At 42.6% G+C, this 646-nt stretch carries 1 protein-coding gene; it reads right to left on the reverse strand.

What is annotated here, in order from left to right; translation table 11 throughout:
* The coding region (gene tnpA, locus BO222_RS12810) for an IS66 family insertion sequence element accessory protein TnpA (protein ID WP_198931990.1) at positions 1-247 on the reverse strand (247 nt) is incomplete at its 3' end.
* Positions 248-646: the final 399 nt, after the last annotated feature.

The following is a 646-nucleotide window of genomic DNA, read 5'->3' on the forward strand; positions in this document are numbered from 1 at the left end:
CGACAGACAGAGTAATAGCGGCAGAGTTTTCTGCGACAGCAGCGACATCAATCTCTACAAACTCTATTCCTTCAGCTTTCGCAGACCTTTCCAATCTGCGTTTCCAGTAGCCAAAAGAGGTATAGATTAAGCCATTCTTCTGGCAGAACTCCTTCTGAGAAAGTCCGGACAGGTGATAAGCCTGAACCTGTCTGGTCCAGAATTTCCGGTTTCCTTTTCTGGTTGACGCATAGTGATAATTCGGCATAATGAAAAATCCTCCAGTTTCGTTGTAGATAATCTAACAACGGTCACCGGAGGGTTTAACCCCGTCAAATATAAAGAACTTACAATCAAAGCCAGATCCTGTGCATAGAATACAAAAGAAAAGGACTTCAGTTGTAACTTCTTTATATTTGACGGGTTGCCCGAAACGAAATTGCCTATATACCATTAAAGGCGAAGAATCTTATGGATTCTGAAACTTTCCTCTCAGGAAAGCTGCAGGACGCAAAGAACTTCGCCTTTTTTACATTGAAGTATTATTGATTCAGACTGACAGAGCACAGAGTTCTCTGATTTCATCATTCCAGGGAAGAACGCTGTCAATGACATCAGCCGGTATAACTGAACCGCGCCATTTCTGGAATCTGTTCATCACCAGTTC

It is taken from the genome of Ileibacterium valens (genome assembly GCF_001945525.1).
Lineage (GTDB): Bacteria > Bacillota_I > Bacilli_A > Erysipelotrichales > Erysipelotrichaceae > Ileibacterium > Ileibacterium valens.